Genomic DNA, 19,366 nt, shown 5'->3' with positions numbered 1-19,366 from the left:
CGCCTGCGGGCGGCCCCTTTCACTTTGGCGCGGCCAGCCAGTCGGAGCCGAAGCGGACCCTTTCCAGCCCGGCAAAGCGCGCCACCCGCTCCAGCTCTGCCTCCAGCCGGGCGATGCGACCCTGGCCAAACCGGATGCCGCGCTCTGGCCACAGGCGGCTGACGGCCAGGGTGCCGCTGTCGCGTTCGGCCCGCATGTCGATCCGGCCCACCATGCGTTCCCCCTCTAGCAGGGGGAAGACGTAATAGCCGTAGACCCGTTTGGGCGCGGGCACGAAGATCTCGATCCGGTAGTGAAAGCCGAACAGCCGCTCGGCCCGCGCCCGGTCGCGCAGCGCCGGGTCGAAGGGGCTGAGCACCCGCAGGCGTGGCGGCGCCGGGGGCAGGGCGGCGGCCTCGGCCAGGGTGCCGGGGCGGGCGAGGCTGCGTCGGCGCTTGCCGTCCGTGCCCTCGACCTCGATTTCCTCGACCTGCCCGGCGGCCAGGGCGCGCCGGGCCCAGTCGCGGGCCTCGGCGGGGGTGGCGATGTCCCAGAAGGCGGCCAGCTCTCCGCTGGTGGCAAAGCCCAGCCGGTCCAGCGCGCCCGCCATCAGCCAGTCCAGCGTTTCGGCCTCGGGGGGCGGGTCGGGCCAGCCCAGAACCCGCTCGGTCAGGTCGTAGTACTTGCGGAACCCCTGGCGCCGCGAAATCGCCAGCTCGCCACTGCGCCAGAGGTATTCCAACGCCGCCTTCGACGGGTGCCAGTCCCACCAGCCGGTGGATTTCTCGGCCTCCGCCGCCTTCAGATCGGCAGAAGAGACCTCGCCATGTTCGGTGACATGGGCGCGCACCTGCTCCAGCTCGGCCAGGAAGGCCTCACCCTGCCAGCGCGGCCAGCGGCCCCGCAGCCGTTCCGCGTCGCGGGAAAAGCGCAGGCGCCAGTGGGGCAGATAGGCCGTGGGCACGACTGAGGCGTCATGGGTCCAGTGTTCAAACAGGCTGCGGTCGCACTGGATGGCCTGCGACAGATGCGCCGGGCGATAGGCCGGACGGCGCGTGTAAAGGATCATGTCATGGGCGCGGGCCAGGGTGTTGACCGAGTCGACCTGAACGAAGCCCAGCCGGCCGATCAGCGCCAGCAGATCGGCGCCCTTGCCCGGGCCCGCAGGCGCCTGACCCAGCTGGTGGCGATGCAGGAACAGCCGCCGCGCGGGGGCATTGGCCAGGACCGGGCGGGTCACCTAGCCCATCCGCAGGGTGTCGCCGAAGTTGATCTTCGGGCTCAGCTCGACCTTGCCCGAGGGGGGCGTGTCGGGGTTTTCCACCCGTTCCAGGATGATCTCGGCGGCGCGGCGGCCGATCTCTTCGCGGCAGGAATCCATCGTCGCCAGCTTTTTCGGCAGGCCCTTCAGCAGTTCCACATCGTTGAACCCGGCCATGCCGACGCGCCCGGGGATGTCATAGCCCTGTTCCAGCATCCACAGCAGGCCGCCCGCGCCGACAATGTCGTTGGAATAGTAGAGGCAATCCAGATCGGGGCGGCGGCCCATCATGGCGCGGGTCATCTCGCGCCCTTTGCCCAGGCCCGAGCCCTGGGAGTAGAACTCGGTATCGGCGATCTCGACCGCGCTTTTCGCCAGCGCCTCGGTGAAGCCTTCGAACCGTTTGCGGGCGCGGTGATCGCGGCCCAGCTTGGTCCCCATGAAGCCGATCTTGCGATAGCCCGCCCGCAGGATGGCGCGGGCCATTTCGCGGCCCGCCCGGCGGTGCGAAATGCCGACCGCGCTGTCGATCGGCGTGCCGTCGGTGTCCATGATCTCGACCACCGGGATCCCCGAGGCCTTGAGCATGGCGCGCGAGGCGTCGGAATGTTCCAGCCCGGCGATGATCACCCCCGAGGGGCGCCAGGACAGCATCTCGTAAAGGACGGTCTCTTCTTTCTCGGGCTGGTAATCGGTGATGCCGACCACCGGCTGCAAGGGCGAGGTTTCCAGCACGCGCGAGATGCCGGTCATCACCTCGGGGAAGACCATGTTCGACATCGAGGGGATGATCACCGCGACCAGGTTGACCCGCTGGCTGGCCAGGGCGCCGGCGATCTTGTTCGGCACGTATCCCATGCGCTTGGCCGCCAGCAGCACCTTTTGCCGGGTCGCCTCGCTGACGTCGCCGCGGTTGCGCAACACCCGGCTGACGGTCATTTCCGACACGCCCGACGCTTCGGACACATCGCGAAGGGTCAGCGGGCGGTTGGTCGGTCTGGTCAAGGGCGCGGTCCTGTCTGTGGCGCCGGAGCGGGCAGAGGCCGCGCAAGCGGCGGTCCGGCAGGGAGTTGCCCGATGCTATCCCGCCGGAGCGCGGTTCAGCAAGCAGGCAATCGCCCGGGGGCCGCCCCGGCAGGGGGCCACCGATGGGCGCGGACCTTGGGGGCGCCGATCCCTGGCCCTGGTCAGGGGCGGAGACCCGTCGTGCCGCGCCCCTTGTCGCGGCCATTGTAACGCTGTGTTTCCGGCGCTCGTTTTGGCAAGGCCACCTCGGTGTTCCGGCGCTGTCGTCCCGTGCCTTGCGGCCTGCTGACCCGCCCTGTGTTCCACCACCCCTGCTGCCGCCTGGCGTGGCGGCGCATTCGAGGGCGTCCGGTTGCGGGCCGGGGGCGCGCGCCCCTCCCTGGCGCCAGGCAACAGGGGCGCGTCCGGTTGGACACGCCCCTGCTCTTGCCTCTCCCTGGGGGAGGGATGGGAGAGGGAAGCCCTCAGAATTCGGACCATTCGTCGCCGCCCGAAGCCTCGGGCAGCGGGGCGGGGGCGTTGACCACGGCGCGGGTCTGGCTGGCCTGGGGCGCGGCCGCGCTGGCGCTGACCGCCCGGCGTACCTTGCTGTCGTCGCAGCGGAAGCTGGCCGAGATGCGGTTCAGCTTCGCCGCTTCGCTGACCATCAGCTTGCCGGTGCCATGCACCGAAGAGGCCACGGCGGCGTTTTTCTGCGTCACCTGGTCCAGCTGGTCGACGGCGGTGTTGATCTCTTCCAGGCCCACCGATTGCTCGCGCGCGGCGGTGGCGATGGAAGAGACCGAGGCCGAGACCTTGTCGAATTCGCCGATCAGGCTTTCGAAGCTTTTCCCGGCCTTTTCTACCAGTTCTACGCCGCCGGTCACGTTTTCGGCCGCTTCCTGGATCAGCTGGTTGATCTCCTTCGCCGCCTCGGAACTGCGCTGCGCCAGGGCCCGCACCTCGGAGGCGACCACGGCAAAGCCCCGGCCCGCCTCGCCCGCCCGCGCCGCCTCGACGCCCGCGTTCAGGGCCAGTAGGTTGGTCTGGAAGGCCAGATCCTCGATCACCGAGGTGACCTGGGTGATCTTCTGCGAAGAGGTGGCGATCTTGTCCATGGCGACCATGGCCTGGGTCACCACCTCGCCGCTGTGCTGGGCGCCCTGCTTGGCGCGGGTCATGATATTGTCCGCCTCGCCCGCGCTGTCGGCGGTGGATTTCACCGAGGCCGACAGCTGGGTGATCGCCGCGGCGGTCTCTTCCAGGTTGGCGGCCTGTTCGATGGCCCGCTGGCTGAGGTCGTTCGAGGCGTTCTCGACATCATGGGCGGAATTGTCGATCTCGCGGGCCGAGCTGACCAGTTCCGAGATCGAGCTGTTCAGTTTCAGCAGCGCGGCGTTGAAGCCGTTGCGCAGCCCTTCGTAATCCTCGGCGAATTCCTGCTGGATCACGCCGGTCAGGTTGCCCTCGGCCAGTTGCGCGATGGCGGCGGTCAGGTGTTCGACGACCGCATGTTGATTGCGCGCCTGCTGTTCCTGGCGTCGCCGCATATCGGCCGCCCCCGACAGCTTGCCGCGCAGGTTCTCCAGGTTGCTGGCCAGGGTGCCCACGTCGTCACGGCGCCCGGTCATCGGAATGGCCGAATTCAGGTCGCCATCGGCCACACCCTTGATCGCCTCGCCAATGCGCACGAAGGGTTTCGAGATCGACTGGCCGATCAGCAGCCCGAGGAGGGTCAGCACCACCATCAGCCCCAGCACCTGGGTCAGCAGCTGGTTCCGCAGGTCGAAGACCGGCTGATAGACCTCGTCCTGGGCCTGTTCGATCATCACGATCCAGGGGGTGTCGTGAAACTCGACCTCATGGCCCATCATCTCGACCGGGGTGCCACGCAGTCCCATGCCCGAGACGAAGGTTTCGGTCTCGCCCTCCAGGATAGAGCGCAGGGCCGGGCCGCTCGGCCCCGCCTGCAACATCTCGGCGCCGTCGTCGAAACGGGAATTGCTGCGCAGGCGCAGATCGGTGCCGATCAGATAGGCCTCGCCGGTTTCGCCCAGGCCATCGGCGCTGTTGAGGATCGTGTTGAAGCGGTCGGTCGGCATATTGTAGACCAGCACGCCCAGGGGGCTGCCGTCGCGGCCAAGCACGGCGCGGGCCAGGAAGCTGGCGGGTTCGCCCTGGGCGGCGGCATAGGCGGTGAAATCCTCGAAGACGGAATTGGTCCCCCCGGCCTCGATCGCCCGGGTGAAGGCCCGCGCCAGCGCGCTGTCGCGATAGGGGCCGGTCAACACGTTGGTGCCGAAATCATCTTCCTTTTCAACCGAGTAGACGACATTGCCGTCGCGCTCGATCAGATAGACGTCCTCCAGATCGCGGACCGAGGCGAACTGGTCGAGGAAGGGATGGTATTTGGCGTGGACGCGGTCGAATTGCGACCCGCTCGGCGCGCTCATCAGCAGGTCGCGGTCACCCCGGGGGTTGGGATTGTCGCGGATGTACAGCTGGCGCAGCGTCTCGCCCGGGGTGCCGTCCAGCGCGGTCCAGGCCAGCAGGAAGCTGTTCAGCGCGGCAATGACCGTGGGATCCTCGGTCTGGGCCCGCATCAGCCCCTCGGTCTCTTCCAGCGTGTCGGTGATCTGGGTGGCGCGGCTATGGGCGGCGATCAGGAACTTCCGCTCCAGCTCGGCCTCCAACAGGGCGCGGGCATTGGTATAGGAGGTCAGCGTCAGCACCGAGGCGACGATCAGGCCGAAGGCCGTCAGGATCAGCGGAAGCTTCACCGCCAGCCGCATGTTACTCAGCGGAGAGAAGGACGCGCCATCGCCGCCCTTTGCCCGGCCGAAGCCCTTGATCGCCGTCATGTCGTCAACCCTCTTGCACAGATGGCGGCATCCGCCCCGTGCCCGGCACGCCTGCGCGCGCCGACCCGGGTCGCCGTCCGAAAATCTGGGCCAGCTATGGCACCGCCACTTTAAGGACAGCTTAAACCGCGACGGTTCGGCCCCTGGAGAGGGCGATTTTTGTCTCGCATTGAAGGGATCGGCGCCGCGAAAGGCCCCATGACAAGCCCGGACAGAGGGGGTAAGACAGGCCCGCGGCCCCGTGGCTCAACTGGATAGAGCAGCCCCCTCCTAAGGGGCAGGTTGCAGGTTCGAATCCTGCCGGGGTCACCATTAAATCAATGACTTATGTGTTTTTGGGGGTTTTCTCTTTGGTTCGTTGAACCAAGGTTGGCCCGCCGAACTCAAGCGAACCAGCTGCGCGGCGCAGGTAGTCTGGCGAAAACTGGCTGTAGGTTGACCTGGTGATGTTCGGGTTGGAGTGGCCGAGGTACTGGGCGATTTCTTCAATCGGGACCCCCGCTTCCGCCATGAAACGCCCGGCGGTCCGCCTAAGGTCGTGTGGTGTGCAGTGGTCGATTCCTGCCCTCGCGACGGCGGCATTGAAGCCGGTCTTGATCGAACCAACCTGCTTACCGCCCCATTCGATAACGAAGTCAGAGCGCGCGGCCGCTTGTGCGGTCGTCAGGGCTGCCAGCAGCGTGTCGTTGATTGGAACTGTCGCTCGGCCTTTTCGGGGGCCGATGTCGTTGGTCGAGAGCTTGATGATGCGCCGCTCTAGGTCGACGCGCGACCAGGTGAGTTCCAGCAGGGCCCCGATGCGTCCAGCGGTGGTCAGCATGAGCAGCATGGCAAGCCGAACGTGAGGCTCGCCTGCGGCGGCGAGCAGCGCCTCGACTTCCTGCCTGGTAAGGTAGCGTTCTCTTGGCGGGGGCGTTTGCGGCAGCTCTATCGCGGGTGCCGAGGCGATGAGCTTGGATCTCTCCGCCCATTTTAGCGCGGTGCGCAGACATCCCAGTTCGGTCCGGATCGTGGCATCCTTGCGGCCACCGTTGCGGCGCTTGGCAATGTAGCGGCGGCAGTCGTCGATCGTAACCTGCGTCGCGGAAAGGTGGCCGAAGTCAGGGAGGACATTCTTGCCGGTCTGCGCCATCTTGGAGGCCTGTCTCCGACCTTCGACTTCCAGCTGGTAAGCCTCCCAAATCTGTTGAACGGTGGTGCCCTGCGCTGGAGCCGTCTTGCTGACAATCAGGTCGCGGGCTTCGCGCTCCGCTTCCTTGGCCGTGTGTGCGTCAAGACGAAAACGTCGCCGTTTGCCATCGGGCCCATTCCACATGACGACGAAGCGACCGTTGAGTCTTCCGATTCGGTATTCGCGCATTCGTGTTGCTCCACAACTTCTGGCCGGATCCGGTACATGCGACCGACTCGGAAGGCAGGCAGGCTTCCGTCCCGGATCATGCTGCGGACAGTTTCACCGCTGCAACCCCATCGTGCAGCGAGATCATCCGGAGAATATGGGCGGTTTTGATGGGTCATAGCAGCCCCCAGTGTTTAGGCGCGACGCCCGCGATGAGGCCCGCGATGAGCATCCGCCAGCACACTGCTACGATGAAAAGGCCCAAGCCGAATCCGATCCGAATTTCGGTCTTGAACGCCTTGCGCGCGTAGCTATCAGCCTGAGCTCTGGCTCTGTCCAGGTTGCCTCGCTTGGATTGCAAGGTCATGCCACTTCCTCCCTCTTCACCAACTGCCCACAGTTCGCCTTCACCACCGCAGCCGCCACAGGCGGGCAGACGGAGTTCCCCACGCAGCCGACCTGTGTGTCCTTGGTGAAGCTCTGCCAGTCCCAGGCGCCATCGCTGTCCTGCTCCCAGACGCCCTCGATGACGTAGTCGCGGGGGAAGCCCTGGGCGGTGAAGAGCTCGCGCGGGGTGAGCATCCGCAGGCCGATATCCGCGATGACGTAGCGGGTCCCTGCGATGTCGAGGGTGACCAGGTCGCCGCCGTCCCAGACGCCATGGGCGCGCAGGAAGGTGGCGACCTCGCGGGCGCGGGCCTCGTGGGCTTCGGTGAACGGCGGGGCCTGCAGGGCAGCCTGCATATGGGCCATGCGATCCTTCACGGTGATGGTGTGGCAGGGCGCATCGGTGCGAGCGCCATCCCCGGTGCCGTAGTACTTGGCAAAGAAGGCGGTGACGGGCGTCTGGTGACTGCCGCTGGCGGCGACGGTGGACAGCGGATCGCGCGCGTCATCGCCTGCGTGAGACCCCATGCGCGGCCCACCGTTCTGCTGGGCAAGGAAGGCGGCGCAGGCGGCGTGTTTCGCGCCACCGGCGACGATGGTTCCGAGCGGCCTGCCGAGGTCGAGGGCGCGCGGTGCCTGGCCGGGGCGCTCGCCGTAGCCGGTCTGGATCAGCGTGGGCAGCAGGACGGCGTTCTGGTCCTTGGTGCTGGCGCAAATCGTGTGCAGGGGCAGGGTGGGCGCCCGGTTGCTCCCGCCCTGCTGGGAGTAGGTCAGCACCGGCGAGACGACAGCGTGCTGGATGCCGCGCCCGGTGATGGTGCCCAGGGGATCGGTCAGAGGATATTCCCGGCGCCCGCCGCTGTCGCCATGGGCGAGGCTGGCGAGGCAAGGCGCCAGAAGGCCGAGCGGCGCCGCTCCCCCCGGGCGCTTGACCCAGCTGTTGGCGGTGATGGTCGGGGCGGGGCCGCGCAGGTCGGCGCCCGTGGCCCCGGTGTTGAAGCGGGTGAGGCTGGGGGCCACAACCGCCTTCTCGCCGCGGTGCGCGGCGGTGATGGTGCGCAGCGGCGCGGTGGCCGCCTCCACCCGCCCACCGTGGGTGAGGTTGACCAGGAAGGGCGCCTTGGCCTGCAGCACATAGCGGGCCATGCCGCGGGCGATGCGGGCCAGGGTCTTGTCGGCCAGGGGGCGCACGGCGCGCAGGCCGAGGCGTGCGCGGATCTCCTCGGCGCTGTCGAAGATGGACGGGCAGGGGATCGACCAGTCGATGCACTCGGCGGCGGTGCGCCAGGGCTTGAGGTCCCCCGCGATCACGCGGGGATCGTCCGGGGCGCCGTGGGTCGGCGCGGGCCAGACGATGGGCTGGCCGTCAAAGCGGATGATGACGAAGAGCCGCTTGCGGATCGTGGGCGCACCATAGTCGCAGGCCCGCAGCTCTCGGGTCTCCATCTTGCCGCCCAGCTTGCGGATGGCCTTGCGCCACTTGTCGAAGGTCTCGCCCCGGCGCTGCGGGCAGGGCATCGGCCCGCGCGGGGTCTCGATCAGCGGGCCCCAGGTCTTCCACTCCTCGACGTTCTCCATGATGACGACGTCCACCTGGCCGCCGCTCTTCTGGATGCGCTCGATCCAGCCGGGGATGACCCAGGCCAGATCGCGGATGTTGCGGGCCACGGGCGCGCCGCCCTTGGCCTTGGAGAAGTGGCGGCAATCGGGGCTGAACCACATCAGGCCGATATGGCGGCCCGCCAGGTGGTCGAGGGGATCGACGCGGTAGGCGTTCTCGCTGAGGTGCAGGGTGTCGGGGTGGTTGGCCGCGTGCAGGGCCAGCGCCTTCGGGTTGTGGTTGATGGCGATGTCGGGGCCTCGGCCCAGGGCCATCTCGATGCCGGTCGAGGCGCCGCCGCCGCCAGCGAAGCTGTCGACGATCAGCGGCGGGCCGAGGGGCGCCTCGCGGGTGTCACCGGCCAGTTCAAGGTCGAGAAGATGCGCTCCGTCCATCAGGAGGCCTCCGGGGTCGAGACAAGGGCGTGGTAGGCGGGCAGCAGGGCGAGGGTGGCCAGCCCGGTGCAGAGCACCAGGGTCGCCAGCGCGGGGCCGTCCTGGGCCTGGCCGAACAGCCAGCCCGCGCCCGGCGCGGCGCCGGGAAGGTAGGGGCCGCAGGGGGCGATCCGGCGCAGCAGGCGGGGCATCGCGGTGCCGTCCTGTGCCGTCCGGGCTGCGTCATAGGGGGCCAGGGTCATGGCGAGGACGAGCGCCAGCAGCACCAGGTTGCCACCCTGCGCCAGGGCGGCGGCCGCGAGGGCGGCAATGGTCGGGCAGGCGAGGACGGGGGCGCAGAGGATCCAGCGCATCAGCTCATCCCCAGGGCGTCTTTGTACATCTGTAGCACCGCCTCTTCCTCGGCGATGTCGTCGGGTGCGCGCTTGCGCAGGGCGATGAGGCGCCGCAGGACCTTCACGTCGTAGCCGCGCCCCCTGGCCTCGGCCATGACCGCCTTCTGCTGCTCGGCGATGTCCTTCTTCTGCGCCGCCAGCAGTTCGAAGCGTTCGGTGAAGCTGCGAAGCTCGCCTGCCGCCACGCGGAAGGCGCCGTCGCGGACCTCGCGATCGGCCTCGGTCTCTTTCAGGCCTGCATCCTCTTTGGACGCCTTCGGGAACCCCATGTCGGTCATCGCCCGGCTCCCTCAGTCGCGTAGCGGCATGAGAACCCAGAGCGCATCCGGATCCTCGGTGACGATGCGGGCGGGCTCGCCGCGCCCGGCAGAGGTCAGCGTGAAGGCGGGGGCGATGCGGGCGAACTCGGAGAGCTGGGCCAGGCTGTAGGTTGCCGTCATCCCATCCTGATCAGCGTGGCCCTGCAGCGCGATGCTGAGATCAACGCCATCGGGCATGGTGAGGGACATGCGGCCCGCGCCGGGATCCAGGCGCAGGGGCAGGCTGCGGCCGTAGCAGGTGGCGCTGGCGATGGTGCGCATCCGGGTGAGGGCACTGGCCGACAGATGGGCGGTGAAGGCGTCGGAGGCTGGAGGGATGACCCGGGTATAATCCGGATAGGTGCCGTCGATGCCCTGGATCCCCAGGCGCAGCCCGGGCGCGGTGACGATAAGGTGCCGCATACCGGCGTGGAAGGTCAGCGGGGCATTGCCCGCCTTGCGCGCGATAGCGATCAGCAGATCGACGGCCCGGACCGGGATGATGATCCCGTCGGGGCGGTCGGTCGCCTTGCTGCCGTCGGCGCGGGGCTCTTCGGAGAAGCGGGCCGGGGCGTCGCAGTCGATGATGGCCATGCGGTGGCCGTCGGTGGTGACGGCGCGCAGGGTGCCCGCGTCGGGCTTTGTCGTCAGGAAGGTGCCGTTGAGATAATAGCGGGTCTCTTCGTGGCTGACGCAGGACCGGCCCAGATCGAAGAGCCGCAGGGCCTGGGCCCCGGACAGGGAGATCTCGCCCGCGCCGCGCCGTCCCACGGGGTCCAGAGCCGTGACAGGCTGGGGGAAGTCCTCCGGGGGAATGCTCAGCCGCAGGGTCACCTGCACCTCGCCATCGGAGAGGCGGACACGGTCATGGTCGCCGCCGAGAAGGTGGGTGAGGGTCACCGGCCCCCGGGCGGCGCGCAGGAAGCCCGCCAGCGCCCGATGCGAAACAACCAGATCCGCAGGACCGGTGGTCTGGGCGTCGAGATCCAGGGCGAGGGTCATCGTTAGATCGGTGGCCTCCAGCGTAACCTGGTTGCTCTTGAACCGGATCCGCACGCAGCCCAGGGCCGGGATGGTGTTCCAGCGCTGGACGACGCGCGCGAGGCGATTGGCGGCCAGGCGGAGCTCGGCGAGGGCGACGGTGGCGCTGACGCCGTCTGAGCTCTCCGGGGCGGGCGCGGCGGCGCGGGGCATCTGGTGCAACATGGCGGGTCCTTTCCGGTGGTGGTGTCAGGAAGTCAGAGACAGGCGGGCAGGGCGCGCGCCTCGGCCAGGGTCTCGCGGGCACGGGTGATCCAGGCAGCGATGGCCTCGGCCTCGGAGGGGCCGCTGGCGGGGATCCGGTAGAGGGTGAGGACGGCCCGACCCGTGGGGGTGACGCGGAAGACGCCGCCGCCCTCCAGGGCGGCACAGACGACGGCCTCCTGCAGCACCGTGCCGCTGAGCGGGGCCAGGCGGTCGAGGAAGGCCGCAAGGCCGTGCAGGTCGAGAAGGCGCCCGGTCATGCGGGCCCCCCGGCGATCAGCACCAGGGCGGCGGTGGTCAGCAGCCAGCCGCAGAGGGCGAGGGGGAAGAGGCTCATGCGCCGTCCTCCTCGATCAGGGCGCCTTCGGGGACCTCCTCGCGGGCGGCCAGGTGCAGCAGGGCCTCTTGCGGGGCCAGATCCGCCGCCAGGGCCCGTCGCAGACAAGGCGCGTCCTCGGCCATCCCGCAGAGATCGGCCAGGGCGGTGCGCAGCCGGTCGGCCTCGCGCTGCGTGGCCTGGTGCGAGAGCAGCAGGATATAGGCGCGATCCCGGGTGTCGGAACCCGCCAGGGGCGTCCCGGCAAAGGCCGCCTCGGGCAGGGTGGTGGTCAGCTGCGCCAAGGCCTTCTGAAGGCTGACGTCGTGCATTGCGTGGGGGGTATGGGCGACAGGGGCGCTCATGCGGCGTCCTCCGGCCCCTGCCCGGCGGCGCGGCGGGCGATCAGGGCGCGGACCTTGCCGCGGCAGCACTCGGTGATGTCCAGGACCTCGGCCATCTCGGCAGAGAGCGGGGCCGGGCCGACCAGGTGGTGCGGGGTGAGGCGCGAGAGCCGCTCGGTCGGGATCGGGGTGCCGCGGGCGGCCTTCCGCGCGGCCCAGTCGGACCGCAGGCGCGCGCTTTCGTCAGGCGTCAGCATGAGAGCCTCCATCAAGGGGTGATGGGGGACGGTAGTCCGAAAAAATCAGACTGGTCAATCCTAAAGTCTGAAAAATTCAGACATACGGGTTTGGCTGGGGGTTGAGTGCGCGCACGGAAAGTGAGTACAAAAGGGGAACGATAGGGAATCGAACATGATACTGGCGCGCTTCGTTCGCGCGCTCCGGCTGCTCGGGGTGGACGTGAATTGGGTGTTTGACCCTGCTACTCGCTGGCTTTTTGGGCCGCGTCCGCCAGCTTCGCCTGCACGTTCGGGTGAAGGTGGGCAAAGTCGCCGTGGAAGAGGAAATTGAAGTCGATGCCGTGTGCGCGGTAAAAGTACCTTGCGACAGAGATAGATGGGGCGCCCCTTGTCTCCTGCGAGTGGTACGTCTGTTTCGCTAGGCCGACGGCGTCGGCGACCTCTTTTTGGGTGAGGCCGGTCGACAGTCTGGCGGCAATGAGGCGCAGGCGAAGGGCGTCGTTGGACGTATCGCCAAGCAGGAAGATCTTTTCGAGCTCTTCGTGTGTCATGGCGCCTGTATCTGGCTTGGTCCGAATTTTTGGAACCGATTTTCGTCGGACTATTGACAGTCTGAAAAATTCAGACCAAATCTCGCGTATGAGTTATGCATCCCGAGAACTGGTTCGAGATCTCGGTGGGTATCGCACCGTAGCGATCCGGCTGGGGATTTCGGCGAACACACTTCATAGCCACATGATGGCGCCTGCGCTGCCTGCGAAGTTCTTTGTCGCGCTTCGTGCCCTCGCTGTTGAGAAAGGGCTACCGGAACCGGCTCACGGGCTATTCTCTTTCGTCGATTTACGCCGTGAGAAGTTGCCGAGCGACGATCCAGGGGACGCCGCATGACGTGCTCATCCCTCTCTGGCTCCAAACCTTTCGCTGGCTTTCTCCATGCTCTGGTTATGCCGGTGTCTCTGTCTTTCTTCCAGAAAACGGGGTTTCGCGATGAGCGGTGAGATCGCGGTGTACCAGGGACCCGCGGTGCGGGCGCTGTTCAAGCAGCTGGTGCGGGACTTCGGCGGCGTGGATGCGGCGGCGGCCCTGCTGGGCTGTGCCAAGGGCACGATCTCGCGCGAGGTCAACGGCGGGCTGCCGGTCTCGATCGCCCACTTCTGCGGGCTGGAGGATGCGCTGGAGCGCTTCCCGATCACCTCGATGCTGGCCGACCGCCGGGCGGCCCGCCAGGTCCGCCAGGAGGTCAACGACCTGGTGCTGCGCGTGGTGGCCGAGAATGGCGACGTGTCCAACGCCGCCGTCGGCCTGCTCTGCGCGGGCGATGTCGAGGGCGTCATGAAGGAGCTGCGCGAGTCCATCGCGGCCTCGCAGCAGTTGCTGGCCCGCCTCGAGGACGAGGCCGCCGCATGAGCGCCCCTCTCGCATATCCATCCCGCCGACGGGCGGGGCATCGTCGCGGGGAGGGCGCCTTCGTAGGCGGCGCGCTCCCTGCGCCGATCCTCCTTCATACGAACCACTCACGGACCCCGGCACAGGCGCCGGGCCGTGCGGAGCGCCAGCTGTCGGGCAGGGCAGGGCGCTCCCTGGTGCGGAGGGCCCATGTCCTCCAGGCCCTCCGCGCCCCCTGTTTCCCCGGACCTTGTCTGGCCGCCCCGCGGGACCGCGCGGCCGTCCGGGGCGTCGTGGTCCCGCTTCTGTCCCCGACTGGGGGCGCGTCCCACCCGGCGCGCCCCGCTTTTCCAAAGGGGACAGCGACATGAGCTTTGCCGCCTCTACCGCTGTCATGCAGCGCCGGATCGAGGCGCCGGACAGTCTCGATGATTTTCCGACACCGCCCTGGGCCACGCGGGCCCTCTGCGAGGTGCTGACGGGCGAGGGCTATGACCTGGCGCAGATGTCGGCCTGGGAGCCCTGCTGCAACCGGGGCCACATGGCGCGGCCCCTGGCCGAGGCCTTCGGCTCGGTCTTCGCCTCCGATGTCATGAATTACGGCTGGCCGGGGCAGCAGGCTGTCGCGGATTTCCTGATCGACTGGGCGCAGGACGTGCCCGAGGTCGACTTTGTCATTACCAATCCGCCGTTCCGCCTGGCCGCCGAGGTCATCGCCCGGGGGCTGGAACGCGCGCGGCGCGGGGTGGCGGTCTTCGTCCGCACCGCCTTTGTCGAGGGCGTGAGCCGCTATGAGACCCTGTTCCGGGATCAGCCCGAGGCGCTGGTGCTGCCCTTCGTGGAGCGCGTGGTGCTGTGGCGCGGGGTGCTGCTCGACCCCGAGGTGCCGGTCTGGCGCGAGGGGCCGGACGGGACCGGGCGCGCGGAGCGGCCCACCAGTGCCACCTCCTATTGCTGGCTGGTCTGGCTGAAGGGCCGGGACGGCCCGACGGTGCTGCGGCGGATCCCGCCCTGCCGTCCGCGGCTGACCCGCCCCGGCGACTATCCGGCGCTGCCCGCACATCTGGCGCCGCCGCTGAGCGCGGCGCCCTCGCTGCCGCTGACCCTTGAAGACCAGAGCCCTAGGAGGCCCGCATGGACATCGTGACCGCAGAAGAGCGCCGTCTGATCGACGAGGCGCTGGAGCGTATTCCGGAGGAGAAGCGGCGCATCCCCACGGGGGTGAGCGGCATGGACCGGGACTATGTCTGGGATCCGAACACCAAGTCGCTCATCACCCGGAACGAGGCCTTCAAGGGCGGCTTCCGGACGATGCCGCGCCCGCAGGGGCCGACCCTGGCGGACCGGCTGAAGGATCGCGAGATCGCCCAGGACATCAAGGACGGGCTGAGCATCAGCGAGATCATGCTGCTGCGCCACACGGCACGTCAGCGCATCCAGCGGGTGGCGCGCGAGGATGGGCTGGAGATCGCCCGCCCGAAGCCGGTGCCGCTCCGGGGCGGGCGTGAGAAGTCCGTCTCGGGGGATGACGAAGAAATCACCCGGAAGATCCTGGCCCTGGTCGATGGCCAGCGGGGCCTGACGGAGATCGCCCGCCTGGCGGGCTGCCACAAGGACGCGGTGCGCCTGCGCCGGGATCGGCTCAAGCTCGATATCCCCGCAGCAAAGCGGAGGAAAGTCGCGTGAGGCAGGCGAGCTCGGGGTGTGCGACAATTGACCTGAATAGGGGGCGTGGTAGCCTTCCTCCTGTCCCGGCTGTCTCGGTTGGTCGGACCGTTGCCGCTGCACCTCCAGGCTGTGCGGTGACGGGGCGCGATGGTTCCACGAAAGCGGCAGCCATCGCGCCCGCCAGGGAGGCCGCAAGGGGCTCTGTCGTCGTCGCTGCCCGACGTGAAGGTGGGGGCGCACCATGCGTGCGGTGACCAGTGCCGGGTCGGTGCTGCGCGCCGTCGAGACCGACGATCTCGAGGAATACCCGCTGTCGGGCCAGGAGCGCCTCGACAGCCATTACTTCATCGCCTGGCATCACCGCCGCTGGCTGAACTCCGAGATGCGCCTGAAGGCCACGGAGGAGTGCCGGGCGCTCTACTTCGACCTGATCTGCATCGCCCAGGAACAGAACCCGATCGGCACACTGCCCGCGGACACCGAGCAGCTGGCCAAGCTCCTGGGCGTTGATCAGGGGCGGCTGCAGCGGCTTTGCGAGGGCAGCTTCGGTCCGCTGCACAAGTGGCGCCCCTGTCTCTGCGAGGGCGTGGTTCGCCTGTATCACCCGATGGTGCTGGAGGTCGTCACCGATGCCATCGCGCGCAAGCACGACAACCGGGCGCGCAACGAGGCGGGCAACGCGATGAAGCGCCGCCAGCGCCTGCGCAGCGCCATCGCGGGCTATCACGTCGATCTGGCGGCCAATGACGCGGCCATCCTGTGGATGGATGAATGGCTCACGGAGCAGGGCTGCGGCTATCGCGGCGCCTCCTGGATCGAGCGCGCCATCGGCGCCTGGTCCGATCATCAACTTCACATGCACACGCGGGGCGGCAGGCAACTGTCCTGAACTGTCCGGTGGACAGTGTCGGAAGTGTCCACCGGACAGTTCGGACAGTGTCCTGGACACTTTCAAACTGTCCGCTCCGATAGAGACATGGACAGAGACATCAGAAGACACAGGACGTTGCGCGGACAGTTCGAGCAGGATGCCTGTGGATAAGTCGGACCTTGGCTGAGAAAGGGCGAGAGGATGCGGATCGAGCAGGATCAGGATCACGAGACGAAGCGGGACCGGGTGCGCCGGTTGTTGCTGGGGCCGCTGGAGGGGATCGGATTCCGCTTCCCCAAGACGGTGGAGCCGGGCGAGGCGCAGAAGCGCCTCGACCGCCTGGCGGATGAGCTGGGCTACATGAGCGACGCCAACCTGCGGCGGCTCTTCGAGGCGATGCGCTCGAAGGGCGAGGGCCGGGCCCGGGACTTCTGGCCCAGCCATGCGGCCTTCGTCGCCCTGGCGCAGGTGGCGCAGCCGCGCCCGCTGGAAGAGATGCCCGGGCTGGCTTCCTGGTTCGGCAGCGCGGCGGGCCGCGCCGCTCTGGCCGAGGGGCGGCTGGTCGAGGAATACCGCTGGTGGCTGTCGAAGCACCGCCCGCCGTTGAACCCGCAGGAACGCCGGATCATCGCGGACCGGGCCGGGGCGGCGCAGTCGAAGGTCGCCCGCCTGCGCGAGCGCCTCGGCCTGCGGCTGCCGGTGGATGCGGCGGACCGCGAATGGCTCCACGCCTATGAGGCACACCAGGACGCGGCACGGGATCTCGTCCGCCGCGGCCAGCAAGCAGAGGGGCAGGCGGCATGACCATGGCGATCCGACACCGGCCCCGGGGCCTCAGCAGCGCGGCGCCGCGCGACGTCAGCATCCTGCAGCTTCTCGACTGGGCGTTCCAGAAGGAGAAGATCCGCATCGACTTCGACCAGGGCGCCACTGAACGACCGCAGGGCGCGCTCAAGGGCTATGGCATGGAACACATCCTGATGCGCCAGGCGGAGCTTGGCTGCCGTGTTCAGGGCGGCGGCACGTCTGAGCCGCATCCCGACGCGGACGCGGTGGCCGATGCCCTGGCGCAGCTGCCCGAGGGCGTGGGAGGTCGGCGCATGGCGCTGGTGATCGCGGATCTCTGCCGCGCGGGCGAAACCCTGGGCTGGGGCTCGGACCTCGCCCCGCAGGTGCAACCCGTGGACTGGCGGCAGACGAAGCACGGGCGCTTCGCGGTGACTGAGAGCTGCGGCAAGGCGCGCTACACCAGCCGCGGGAAGCTGCGCGAGGTGGATCTGCGCTGCTGCCCGGTCACGATCGAGAACCACCCCCGGGACCAGGCGCGGGCCCGGCGGGACTACCTGCTGTGGTGGGATGCGCTCATGACCCTGCGCGATCACTTCCGGATCTACGGCGGGCTGACCGCGCACCAGGTCACCGAGGCGCTGCCGCCGATGAAGCCTTGGGAAGGGGAGAGGGCCAGGCGGGCGGCCTGAGGGGATCTAGGTCGAAACTGTGAGGCGATAGGGCCGGGGCGGATGCCTCGGCTCTTCGCGTTCTCAAGTCAGATCGACAGCGCCTCCAGCTCCAAACCTGCGGCAAGCGCATCGTGAAGCCACTTGGGCTTGCGGCCCTTGCCGGTCCAGGTGAGCGAGGCATCCTCGGGGTGCTGGTACTTGGGGGGCAACTTGGCGCGTTGCTTGACGCTTTCGGAGGTAAGTTCGTCGAGGGTGTAACCCAGATCATGCGCCCGGGCCGCCAGGATCGCGCGGGCGTCGGCTATGCGGCGACCCTCGAAGGTGGAGATGGCCCTGGCGACCCGGCGTTCCAGTTTGCGCAGCTCTGCCAGCGAAAGGGAGCTGAGGTCGATATCGCGGTGTTGCGTCATGGGCTTCATCCTTAGGTGATGGACAAGGACGCTAAACATGCTGAGCCGAATGGCAATGGGAAGTTGGCTGGGGTCGAGGGGGCGAAGTTCAGCCTAACGGCTTTGCCAGAAAAGCAGACGTTGCCACGGCTAGGGTTGTGTGACCGCTTTGCGCAGGGAGCTGTCATTGCTGCCGGGCCCCCTGGGTGTCCGCTATGCCCAGGAAGCGGACATGGCACTCGACAGGGGCGCACCTGAAGCGGCTATCGCTATCGGCACTTTCCGGACACCTAGGCGCGGGCCCCATGCTGTATTGCAGTTTACAGAAGCGGCCAGTTGTGCATCACGAAGGGCATTCTTTTGGGTTGGTGGGCGGCGGCGTTGATGGGCGAATTCGACCTGAACTAAACCCGATCGAACTGCTAGATTCTCGGCATTGTCACATCCGCAGACCAGAAACCAGTATCCCTCGAGGCGGCGTTCAGCTAGATCGCCGTAGAAACATCACAACTTCTGTCAACAATGCACGGCATCAATTCCCAGACCGAGCTAGACTTAGATCGTGCCTTGGGGCTGAATGGTATCTAGCTGTGCCTTGTGCCAAGCAAGCGGAATGAAGGAGTTTGAAGTGTCCCGTTGGTCTGACGAATTTAACAAACACCCTATCCATCAACTTTTGGACGAAGCCGACGAGTGCATAGCCGTAGAAGTCGATGACACTGATGCTGAATTTGAGGGTGAACGGCGGCGGCTAAAGAACGTGCTGGGGACTTTGCGTGCTGTAGTGGCGGGGTTGGATCCAGATTTTTATCCCAAGCAGTCGTTGGATCAGATTCACCAGCACTTTAAGGGCCATGTGTTGAACCAATTGAAAGCGTTCTCGGAGCAAAAATCGATAGTCCAACTACGAACCGCGAACGATAACGCTACGAGTTACGCACCGCAGATTTTCAATATTGCAGCCATGTCGCGGCCTCAGGAGGCACAACAGGCTGTCGCAAACGCTCAAGATGCGTTCACATCATTTTCAGCCTCGATGGAGGCAGAGGCAAAAGAGACAAGCCAGCGGCTCTCGACGAATGAGGCAGAATTAGCTGCAGTCAGTGAAAAAGCTGCGGCCTTGGACCAGAAACTGAGCCGTCTGGATGCGTCAGCAATCGAGAAGCTTGCAGAGTGGCAAGATGAGTTTACTGAGAAGCAAACGACACGCGCAGAGGAGCATTCCGCCGCGCAGATTGAACGTGAGAAGAAATTCTCAGAGAACCTAAAGGCACAAATAGAGCTGTTTGAACAAGGTCGGCTCGATGCCATCGCCAAACAGATGGCGCTCTTCGACACCTCTTTTGAAGACTTTAAGAAGTCGGCGGAAATCGCAAGGCGTGAAATTAAAGGAAATCAAGTAGCGATTCGACAGCTACATGACTTGGTGACCGATGAAACAGTCACGGGGGGATATCACAAAAGCTCGAAAGACGAGGGGAGAGCCGCGAATTTTTGGCGGTTTGCGTCCATCGTATGCCTCCTGGCCACTGCAATTTGGCTTGCCTATAAAGTCAATCATGGGTTCGAGGCTTTAGAGAACGGTGGGGTAAATTGGCCCGACCTGATTACCGCATCGTCTCTTACAGCTATTTTCCTCTATGCCGCGGGCTATACGTCTCGCCAATCCAAGATGCACCGCGATAACGAGACGTTGCTGCGCTCTTATGCACTTGAAACACAAGCCTTAGACCCATTCATTGCAAGCCTGAGCTCGAAGGAACAACAGGCGATCAAAGCTGAGCTGGTCCGGCGCATGTTTGGACAGCAGAACGCGAATGGTAGCACCGAATCTGCTAAGTTAGACGACGGGACGTTAAAGACCTTGGTGGATAAGGTTTCGGACACCCTTAGTGAGGCGGTGAGCAAAGTCGTGGATAAAGGCTGA

The 19,366-nt window shown here is 66.9% G+C and carries 22 protein-coding genes and 1 tRNA gene; 8 read left to right on the top strand and 15 right to left on the bottom strand.

Going from position 1 to position 19,366, the window contains the following annotated elements:
* Positions 1–19: 19 nt before the first annotated feature.
* The 3 genes from ACRARE_RS04405 to ACRARE_RS04395 all read right to left on the bottom strand — a co-directional run bounded on the left by ACRARE_RS04405 (position 20) and on the right by ACRARE_RS04395 (position 5,106).
* Positions 20–1,219 carry a winged helix-turn-helix domain-containing protein gene (locus ACRARE_RS04405; protein WP_432655193.1) on the bottom strand — a complete coding sequence of 400 codons (1,200 nt, stop codon included), beginning with the start codon at positions 1,217–1,219 and terminating at the stop codon, positions 20–22.
* Complete coding sequence (locus ACRARE_RS04400) at positions 1,220–2,245, bottom strand: LacI family DNA-binding transcriptional regulator (RefSeq protein ID WP_432655192.1); 1,026 nt, start codon at positions 2,243–2,245, stop codon at positions 1,220–1,222.
* A 485-nt stretch (positions 2,246–2,730) separates the two neighbouring features.
* On the bottom strand, positions 2,731–5,106 hold the full coding sequence (locus tag ACRARE_RS04395) for a methyl-accepting chemotaxis protein (RefSeq protein ID WP_432655191.1): 2,376 nt from the start codon (positions 5,104–5,106) through the stop codon (positions 2,731–2,733).
* A 235-nt stretch (positions 5,107–5,341) separates the two neighbouring features.
* On the opposite strand from ACRARE_RS04395, the gene ACRARE_RS04390 reads away from it, so the two are divergent.
* A tRNA-Arg gene (locus tag ACRARE_RS04390) sits at positions 5,342–5,418 on the top strand.
* Positions 5,419–5,431: 13 nt separating this feature from the next.
* On the opposite strand, the gene ACRARE_RS04385 is transcribed toward ACRARE_RS04390, so the two are convergent.
* The 11 genes from ACRARE_RS04385 to ACRARE_RS04335 all read right to left on the bottom strand — a co-directional run bounded on the left by ACRARE_RS04385 (position 5,432) and on the right by ACRARE_RS04335 (position 12,216).
* Positions 5,432–6,421, bottom strand: a complete 990-nt coding sequence (locus tag ACRARE_RS04385; protein ID WP_432655652.1) for a tyrosine-type recombinase/integrase — start codon at positions 6,419–6,421, stop codon at positions 5,432–5,434.
* On the bottom strand, positions 6,334–6,624 hold the full coding sequence (locus ACRARE_RS04380; protein WP_432655190.1) for a helix-turn-helix domain-containing protein: 291 nt from the start codon (positions 6,622–6,624) through the stop codon (positions 6,334–6,336). The genes ACRARE_RS04385 and ACRARE_RS04380 overlap by 88 nt, the downstream gene beginning before the upstream one ends.
* Positions 6,621–6,812 carry a hypothetical protein gene (locus ACRARE_RS04375; protein WP_432655189.1) on the bottom strand — a complete coding sequence of 64 codons (192 nt, stop codon included), beginning with the start codon at positions 6,810–6,812 and terminating at the stop codon, positions 6,621–6,623. Before ACRARE_RS04375 ends, ACRARE_RS04380 begins: the two co-directional genes overlap by 4 nt.
* Positions 6,809–8,827, bottom strand: a complete 2,019-nt coding sequence (locus ACRARE_RS04370) for a DNA cytosine methyltransferase (protein WP_432655188.1) — start codon at positions 8,825–8,827, stop codon at positions 6,809–6,811. The genes ACRARE_RS04375 and ACRARE_RS04370 overlap by 4 nt, the downstream gene beginning before the upstream one ends.
* Complete coding sequence (locus tag ACRARE_RS04365; RefSeq protein ID WP_432655187.1) at positions 8,827–9,180, bottom strand: hypothetical protein; 354 nt, start codon at positions 9,178–9,180, stop codon at positions 8,827–8,829. Before ACRARE_RS04365 ends, ACRARE_RS04370 begins: the two co-directional genes overlap by 1 nt.
* On the bottom strand, positions 9,180–9,491 hold the full coding sequence (locus tag ACRARE_RS04360) for a DUF2312 domain-containing protein (RefSeq protein ID WP_432655651.1): 312 nt from the start codon (positions 9,489–9,491) through the stop codon (positions 9,180–9,182). The genes ACRARE_RS04365 and ACRARE_RS04360 overlap by 1 nt, the downstream gene beginning before the upstream one ends.
* Before the next feature lie 21 nt (positions 9,492–9,512).
* Entirely contained in the window at positions 9,513–10,727 is a 1,215-nt protein-coding gene (locus ACRARE_RS04355; RefSeq protein ID WP_432655186.1) for a DNA polymerase III subunit beta family protein, read from the bottom strand.
* A 32-nt stretch (positions 10,728–10,759) separates the two neighbouring features.
* On the bottom strand, positions 10,760–11,026 hold the full coding sequence (locus tag ACRARE_RS04350) for a hypothetical protein (protein WP_432655185.1): 267 nt from the start codon (positions 11,024–11,026) through the stop codon (positions 10,760–10,762).
* A 73-nt stretch (positions 11,027–11,099) separates the two neighbouring features.
* Positions 11,100–11,447 (bottom strand): hypothetical protein, encoded by a 348-nt coding sequence (locus ACRARE_RS04345; protein ID WP_432655184.1) that lies wholly within the window; start codon positions 11,445–11,447, stop codon positions 11,100–11,102.
* Positions 11,444–11,683, bottom strand: a complete 240-nt coding sequence (locus tag ACRARE_RS04340) for a hypothetical protein (protein WP_432655183.1) — start codon at positions 11,681–11,683, stop codon at positions 11,444–11,446. The genes ACRARE_RS04345 and ACRARE_RS04340 overlap by 4 nt, the downstream gene beginning before the upstream one ends.
* Before the next feature lie 224 nt (positions 11,684–11,907).
* Positions 11,908–12,216, bottom strand: coding sequence for a helix-turn-helix transcriptional regulator (locus tag ACRARE_RS04335; protein WP_432655182.1), 309 nt, complete (start codon positions 12,214–12,216; stop codon positions 11,908–11,910).
* A 436-nt stretch (positions 12,217–12,652) separates the two neighbouring features.
* Between ACRARE_RS04335 and ACRARE_RS04330 the strand changes: the two genes are divergently transcribed.
* The 6 genes from ACRARE_RS04330 to ACRARE_RS04305 all read left to right on the top strand — a co-directional run bounded on the left by ACRARE_RS04330 (position 12,653) and on the right by ACRARE_RS04305 (position 17,068).
* A complete protein-coding gene (locus tag ACRARE_RS04330; RefSeq protein ID WP_432655181.1) occupies positions 12,653–13,072 on the top strand; it encodes a hypothetical protein in 420 nt (139 codons plus the stop codon).
* Between the two features lie 346 nt (positions 13,073–13,418).
* On the top strand, positions 13,419–14,198 hold the full coding sequence (locus tag ACRARE_RS04325) for a hypothetical protein (RefSeq protein ID WP_432655180.1): 780 nt from the start codon (positions 13,419–13,421) through the stop codon (positions 14,196–14,198).
* Positions 14,186–14,737 carry a hypothetical protein gene (locus ACRARE_RS04320; protein ID WP_432655179.1) on the top strand — a complete coding sequence of 184 codons (552 nt, stop codon included), beginning with the start codon at positions 14,186–14,188 and terminating at the stop codon, positions 14,735–14,737. Before ACRARE_RS04325 ends, ACRARE_RS04320 begins: the two co-directional genes overlap by 13 nt.
* A gap of 223 nt (positions 14,738–14,960) precedes the next feature.
* The gene (locus tag ACRARE_RS04315; protein WP_432655178.1) at positions 14,961–15,608 is read left to right on the top strand and encodes a hypothetical protein; all 648 of its coding nucleotides are present in this window, start codon (positions 14,961–14,963) and stop codon (positions 15,606–15,608) included.
* 183 nt (positions 15,609–15,791) lie between these two features.
* Positions 15,792–16,394 carry a hypothetical protein gene (locus ACRARE_RS04310; RefSeq protein WP_432655177.1) on the top strand — a complete coding sequence of 201 codons (603 nt, stop codon included), beginning with the start codon at positions 15,792–15,794 and terminating at the stop codon, positions 16,392–16,394.
* Positions 16,391–17,068: a hypothetical protein gene (locus tag ACRARE_RS04305; protein WP_432655176.1), complete on the top strand. Its 678-nt coding sequence runs from the start codon at positions 16,391–16,393 to the stop codon at positions 17,066–17,068. The genes ACRARE_RS04310 and ACRARE_RS04305 overlap by 4 nt, the downstream gene beginning before the upstream one ends.
* A gap of 68 nt (positions 17,069–17,136) precedes the next feature.
* On the opposite strand, the gene ACRARE_RS04300 is transcribed toward ACRARE_RS04305, so the two are convergent.
* Entirely contained in the window at positions 17,137–17,460 is a 324-nt protein-coding gene (locus ACRARE_RS04300) for an H-NS histone family protein (protein WP_432655175.1), read from the bottom strand.
* 592 nt (positions 17,461–18,052) lie between these two features.
* Here ACRARE_RS04300 and ACRARE_RS04295 point away from each other — a divergent pair.
* Positions 18,053–19,366 carry a hypothetical protein gene (locus ACRARE_RS04295; protein WP_432655174.1) on the top strand — a complete coding sequence of 438 codons (1,314 nt, stop codon included), beginning with the start codon at positions 18,053–18,055 and terminating at the stop codon, positions 19,364–19,366.

Source organism: Pseudooceanicola aquaeponti, from assembly GCF_050897975.1.
In the GTDB taxonomy this organism is placed as follows: domain Bacteria; phylum Pseudomonadota; class Alphaproteobacteria; order Rhodobacterales; family Rhodobacteraceae; genus Pseudooceanicola.
Note: the sequence above shows the minus strand (reverse complement) of the source record. Positions and strands in the feature narration are given on the sequence as shown.

Coding starts and splice junctions, on each gene's coding strand:
- ACRARE_RS04395 (WP_432655191.1), bottom strand. CDS start 5,106: ATGACGGCGATCAAGGGCTTCGGCCGGGCAAAGGGCGGCGATGGCGCG.
- ACRARE_RS04385 (WP_432655652.1), bottom strand. CDS start 6,421: ATGTGGAATGGGCCCGATGGCAAACGGCGACGTTTTCGTCTTGACGCA.
- ACRARE_RS04380 (WP_432655190.1), bottom strand. CDS start 6,624: ATGACCCATCAAAACCGCCCATATTCTCCGGATGATCTCGCTGCACGA.
- ACRARE_RS04375 (WP_432655189.1), bottom strand. CDS start 6,812: ATGACCTTGCAATCCAAGCGAGGCAACCTGGACAGAGCCAGAGCTCAG.
- ACRARE_RS04370 (WP_432655188.1), bottom strand. CDS start 8,827: ATGGACGGAGCGCATCTTCTCGACCTTGAACTGGCCGGTGACACCCGC.
- ACRARE_RS04365 (WP_432655187.1), bottom strand. CDS start 9,180: ATGCGCTGGATCCTCTGCGCCCCCGTCCTCGCCTGCCCGACCATTGCC.
- ACRARE_RS04360 (WP_432655651.1), bottom strand. CDS start 9,491: ATGGGGTTCCCGAAGGCGTCCAAAGAGGATGCAGGCCTGAAAGAGACC.
- ACRARE_RS04355 (WP_432655186.1), bottom strand. CDS start 10,727: ATGTTGCACCAGATGCCCCGCGCCGCCGCGCCCGCCCCGGAGAGCTCA.
- ACRARE_RS04350 (WP_432655185.1), bottom strand. CDS start 11,026: ATGACCGGGCGCCTTCTCGACCTGCACGGCCTTGCGGCCTTCCTCGAC.
- ACRARE_RS04345 (WP_432655184.1), bottom strand. CDS start 11,447: ATGAGCGCCCCTGTCGCCCATACCCCCCACGCAATGCACGACGTCAGC.
- ACRARE_RS04340 (WP_432655183.1), bottom strand. CDS start 11,683: ATGCTGACGCCTGACGAAAGCGCGCGCCTGCGGTCCGACTGGGCCGCG.
- ACRARE_RS04335 (WP_432655182.1), bottom strand. CDS start 12,216: ATGACACACGAAGAGCTCGAAAAGATCTTCCTGCTTGGCGATACGTCC.
- ACRARE_RS04330 (WP_432655181.1), top strand. CDS start 12,653: ATGAGCGGTGAGATCGCGGTGTACCAGGGACCCGCGGTGCGGGCGCTG.
- ACRARE_RS04325 (WP_432655180.1), top strand. CDS start 13,419: ATGAGCTTTGCCGCCTCTACCGCTGTCATGCAGCGCCGGATCGAGGCG.
- ACRARE_RS04320 (WP_432655179.1), top strand. CDS start 14,186: ATGGACATCGTGACCGCAGAAGAGCGCCGTCTGATCGACGAGGCGCTG.
- ACRARE_RS04315 (WP_432655178.1), top strand. CDS start 14,961: ATGCGTGCGGTGACCAGTGCCGGGTCGGTGCTGCGCGCCGTCGAGACC.
- ACRARE_RS04310 (WP_432655177.1), top strand. CDS start 15,792: ATGCGGATCGAGCAGGATCAGGATCACGAGACGAAGCGGGACCGGGTG.
- ACRARE_RS04305 (WP_432655176.1), top strand. CDS start 16,391: ATGACCATGGCGATCCGACACCGGCCCCGGGGCCTCAGCAGCGCGGCG.
- ACRARE_RS04300 (WP_432655175.1), bottom strand. CDS start 17,460: ATGACGCAACACCGCGATATCGACCTCAGCTCCCTTTCGCTGGCAGAG.
- ACRARE_RS04295 (WP_432655174.1), top strand. CDS start 18,053: ATGAAGGAGTTTGAAGTGTCCCGTTGGTCTGACGAATTTAACAAACAC.